The sequence below is a fragment of the Streptomyces sp. NRRL F-2580 genome, from assembly GCF_000720115.1.
GTDB lineage: Bacteria > Actinomycetota > Actinomycetes > Streptomycetales > Streptomycetaceae > Streptomyces.
On the sequence record NZ_JOIR01000085.1, the window covers coordinates 1 to 4,312 of the forward strand.

General features: G+C 68.7%; 4 protein-coding genes and 1 pseudogene. 4 read left to right on the forward strand and 1 reads right to left on the reverse strand.

The annotated features are described in order from the left end of the window. Both IF88_RS48915 and IF88_RS0139380 read left to right on the forward strand, forming a co-directional pair. Positions 1 to 629: pseudogene (locus tag IF88_RS48915) on the forward strand (hypothetical protein); the annotation flags it as partial. A 25-nt stretch (positions 630 to 654) separates the two neighbouring features. Continuing rightward, positions 655 to 1,023, forward strand: a complete 369-nt coding sequence (locus IF88_RS0139380) for a hypothetical protein (RefSeq protein WP_234323876.1) — start codon at positions 655 to 657, stop codon at positions 1,021 to 1,023. A 7-nt stretch (positions 1,024 to 1,030) separates the two neighbouring features. Here the strand turns inward: IF88_RS0139380 and IF88_RS49255 are convergent, their stop codons facing one another. Continuing rightward, positions 1,031 to 1,153 carry a hypothetical protein gene (locus IF88_RS49255; protein ID WP_267884559.1) on the reverse strand — a complete coding sequence of 41 codons (123 nt, stop codon included), beginning with the start codon at positions 1,151 to 1,153 and terminating at the stop codon, positions 1,031 to 1,033. A 517-nt stretch (positions 1,154 to 1,670) separates the two neighbouring features. Between IF88_RS49255 and IF88_RS0139390 the strand changes: the two genes are divergently transcribed. Beyond that, positions 1,671 to 3,398, forward strand: coding sequence for a S8 family serine peptidase (locus tag IF88_RS0139390; RefSeq protein ID WP_030724283.1), 1,728 nt, complete (start codon positions 1,671 to 1,673; stop codon positions 3,396 to 3,398). A 116-nt stretch (positions 3,399 to 3,514) separates the two neighbouring features. Beyond that, positions 3,515 to 4,312: ISL3 family transposase (locus tag IF88_RS0139395; protein ID WP_158754918.1), on the forward strand; the 798-nt coding region annotated here is incomplete at its 3' end.

Below are 4,312 nucleotides of genomic sequence, written 5' to 3' on the forward strand. Positions count from 1 at the left end.
CCGTGTGGGCCGCGCACGCGGAAGGGGACCTGCCCACCGCGGTCCCCCTCGCCAACAAGCTGGAGACCGCCCTGGCCGGCTGGTTCGGCGAGGACGCCGCCACCATCACCGTGCTGACCGCCCGGGCCTGGCTCATCCTCTGCCAGCGCACCGACTGGCACGGGACCACGGAGCTGCTCATCACGACCGCCCTGCGCTGCCAGGGCGCCCGGTACCGTCCCGAGGCCGACACGATCCGTACGGCCCGTAACGCGCATGCCTGCTGGCACCTACTCCGCAAGGAGTCCCCGGAGAGGGCCGCCGACCTCGCGGGCCGGCTGGCGGACATGCCGGCCATTCTGGGCGAGGACTACCGCCGTGACGACGTCCTCGCCTGGACCGGAGCGGTACCGCTTCCGGCTGAGCGGACGTGCGATCGACGCCCGGGCGCCGGGGGTCGATCCTCCGAGGCGGTTTCGGGGCAGGGCCGTGTCGCTTCTGGGGTCCCGGCATTGACCGGGCATGAGCACCATCAAGCGCGCGGCGGTGGCCGTGGTGGCGGTGGCGGCACCGGCCGCTCCCTCCGCCATGGCGGCCCCGGCCTACAAGTGCGCCAGCAGCACGAAGGACATCGACGACAGCAGCTATGACGGGCCGTGGCCGGACAACTGGAAGGTGACGGTGAAGACGTGCGAGGCCCGGTCCGGGGGCACCGTGTACGCGTACGCCGAGGTGAAGTGGGACGGCCCGGCGTTCCGCGAGGTGGACGACCCGACGATCTTCGACGGGGCCAAGCTGCGGTTGCAGATCAAGCAATCCCGGGAGGGCACCGACCCCGTGCTGGTCGAGCGCGATTTCCCTGGGCTCGAGGAGCGGCTGGAGGACAGCACGTCCAACGCGAACTACGACGGCCACTATCGAACGCCGACGATCAGCCACCGGGCCGGCCGCGGAGCGCTGGGGGACTCGGTGCTGTTCCTGGACTGGCACGGCGACGGGCGGGGCTACCAATGCCACGACTACACCGGGTCCCCGACCGTCTGACCTGTGATCAGTCGTCGGGGGTGGGCACGTCGTCCTGGCCGTGGGCGAGGATCGGCAGCAGCCCCTCGGCAGCGTCGCACACGGTGCACGCCGTCGTGCCGGGGCGCGCGAGCGCGTCGAGTGCCTGCATCGTTGCAGGAGTTCCTCGACCACGAATCGCGCCGGAACGCAGAGCAGTACTACCTCCGCATCCCGGACGTCGCGGCACTGCTCGACAGGCTGCGCCCGCTGTTCTGGCAGCGCCTCACCACGGCCGGGATCGACCGCACCGGCCCTGCTGGCTGGGCGGTAGAAGCTCCGACCGCCCATGGGGGATTGGAACGCCGCGTTGATCTCCTTGGCGCTCGGCAGCGGACTGATCGAGTTGCAACGGTACGCGGCCGAGGGGAACCTGGTGGTGTGTGACTGGGCTCTCCCATGAAATCAGCCAGCGGTGAGGGCTCCGTGCCGCTAGACCATCTCTCCACCGCTGCGCGATAGCGGCCGCCGTCAAGGCGCTCGGCTTCGGCGTGGGCTCTGCGATGTTCCGTGACAACTGGCCCGGCCCCCGCAGGCGGCGCAAGAACGAGTGCCAGCGCCCCAGCTCCGTGGTGAGCGCCGCATTTCCCGCACGTGGCCCCGATGGCCTTGAGTGAGGGAGAACATTCATGGACTACAGCAAGCTTGCCCCGTCGCTCGCCATGGCCTTCGACGAGTACGCCGAGGGCCGCGAAGCACTCGCCGACCACGTTCAAGAAGACCAGATGCCGGGTTTCGTGGCACCACGGGACTTTGCCAAGCCCGCTCGGGTGGTGGTCACGCTGGATTGCTCGCCGGACGCTGATTTCAGTGACCTGGAGGGCGCCACCGGAATCGAGATCAACGCCGGTGGGGAGAGGGTGCGCACGGCCATCGTCCCGTTCGACGACCTTCCGAGGCTGACCGAACATCCGGGGGTCGAGCGCATCGCCCCGGCGCAGAGAGTCCGTCCTCTGATGGACGTAGCGCCGGGCGCAGTGGGGATTCCCGGCTTCCGGACGAAAAACAACCTCACCGGCAAAGGCGTCATCATCGGCGTCGTCGACAGTGGGATCGACGCGCGGCACCCTGCATTCGCCGGCCGCATCCTGCGGATATGGGACCAAGAGGCGCGTGGTGGACCAGGTGTGCCGGAAGGCAGGTACGGCATCGAGTACACCGGCGCTGATCTGGCCAAGTCCAAGGACGACGATGGGCACGGCACCCATGTCGCGGGCATCGCGGCCGGGTCGGACAGCAAGTACCAGGGGGTGGCGCCGGAAGCGGAGTTCGTGGTGGTCAAGACGAACATGACGAACGCGGGAGTCATCGACGGCATCCAGTACGTGTTCCGCGTGGCCAAGGATCTCGGCAAGGCGGCCGTGGTCAACCTCAGTCTCGGCGCCCACAGCGACCCGCACGACGGGACGGACGCCATGTCCAAGGCGATCGACGACGAGTCGGGTCCGGGCAGCATCGTCTGCTGCGCGGCCGGGAACGAGGGAGAGGACAACATCCACGCCCAACTCGCCCCGGAACCAGGAGAGATCCTCAGGGTTCTCTGTCTCCACAGTCCGGACCGTGACGGCATCGTCCAGGATCTGTGGTTCAACGGCTGGTACGCGGGCGGCGACAAGGTGGACGTGGCGGTCGCCGCGCCGGACGGCCTGACAACGCCGTTCCAGGGTGTTCTGCCGAACGGCCCACAGGGCAACCCGAACAAGGCGTACCGGCTGGGTGACTGGATGGTGGAGATCGGTACCCCGGGGCGCGACAGCAGAAACGGTGACCAGCAGATCACCGTGCGCCTTCGGCCCCCTGTCAACGCCACGGGCTCGCGCACCTGGACGCTGCTGGTCCGAGGGAAGAAGGCGGCCCATCAAACGACGCGGGTGGACGTATGGGCCCTCGGCAATGGCAGCTTCTCCGGCCCGCACGCCAGGAACTCCATGACCATCGGATCTCCGGGAACCGCGACGAGCGCGATCACGGTGGCCGCCTCCACGACCAAGACCCGTTGGACGGACATCGACGGCACCAGCCGCGAGGCCAGCTGGCTGCCGCCGGAGAGCATCGCGCCGTTCAGCAGCATGGGGCCGCGACGCGACGGCAAGGCCAAACCTGATCTCACCGCTCCCGGCGCCATGATCGTCTCCGCACAGTCCCGCGATTCCAGGAGCAGCCGCCGCTGGATGATCGACCAGAAGCATGTGGCGATGCAGGGCACGAGCATGGCGTCGCCCTTCGCGGCTGGAGCGGTTGCGCTCCTGCTGTCGCAGGACGAGAGTCTCGACCCGGGAAAGGTGCTGTCGACATTCACCTACAAGGAGAAGCCCGATGGGGACACCTGGGGACGTGGCCTGATCGACTTCCCCTAGCCGTCGCGCCGCCGTGCCCGTGCTGAGGGGGGCTCGCCCGGCTTGCCTGGCACCCCCCGCTGTGCGGAGTGCGGGGTTGTGCACATCGTGGCGAGGGCCCTGGATGGCAGTGTTTCGTGCCCGGACTGTGGGCTTCCGTCGGATCGTGTGCGCAGCTGCTACGAAGTCGGCTGGCCGATACTCCGGTCGGCGACCAGCCGGTTCTGATCGAGCTGACCGTGCGGCGGTTGTACTGCGATAACGAACGGTGTGGGCGTCGTACGTTCGTCGAGCAGGTTGGCGGGCTGACGTTCCGCTATGGGAGACGGACGTCTGCTTCGCGCCGGCTCCTGGAGGCCGTGGCAGTTGCGCTCGCCGGCCGGGCGGGAGCCCGGCTGGCCGTGGTGCTGCACAGTGTGGTCAGTCGGACGACGCTGCTGAGGCTGCTGATGGCGCTTCCTGACCCGTCCTGGGAGGTGCCCAAGGTGCTCGGGGTCGACGATTTCGCGACCCGCCGCGGTCAGCACTACGGGACCGTGCTCATCGACTGCGAGACCCGCAAGCCGCTTGGCCTGCTGCCAGGACGGGACGCCGGGGCCCTGGCCGCATGGCTGCGTGAGCATCCTGGAATCGAGGTGATCTGCCGAGATCGTGCGGGCTCCTACGCTGAAGGAGCCCGCATCGGGGCCCCGCAGGCCGTCCAGGTCGCTGACCGTTTTCACCTGTGGCAGAACCTCGGCACTGCGGTGGAACAAGGCGTGCGCCGGCACAACGGATGCCTGCGGTCACCCAGCTCCGGTCCCGATGACCTGCCGGACATTGAACCGCCGCCAGCGAAGGAGATGTCACCGTTCGAAGCCCGTATCCGTGCACGTCACGCCCTCGTCCACACGCTCCTCGACCAGGGCCACGGCATCCGGGAGATCGCCCGCGAG

Bases quoted from the DNA above. Each gene is read 5' to 3' on its own strand.
- IF88_RS0139390 (WP_030724283.1), top strand. From the start codon at position 1,671: ATGGACTACAGCAAGCTTGCCCCGTCGCTCGCCATGGCCTTCGACGAG.
- IF88_RS49255 (WP_267884559.1), bottom strand. From the start codon at position 1,153: ATGCAGGCACTCGACGCGCTCGCGCGCCCCGGCACGACGGCGTGCACC.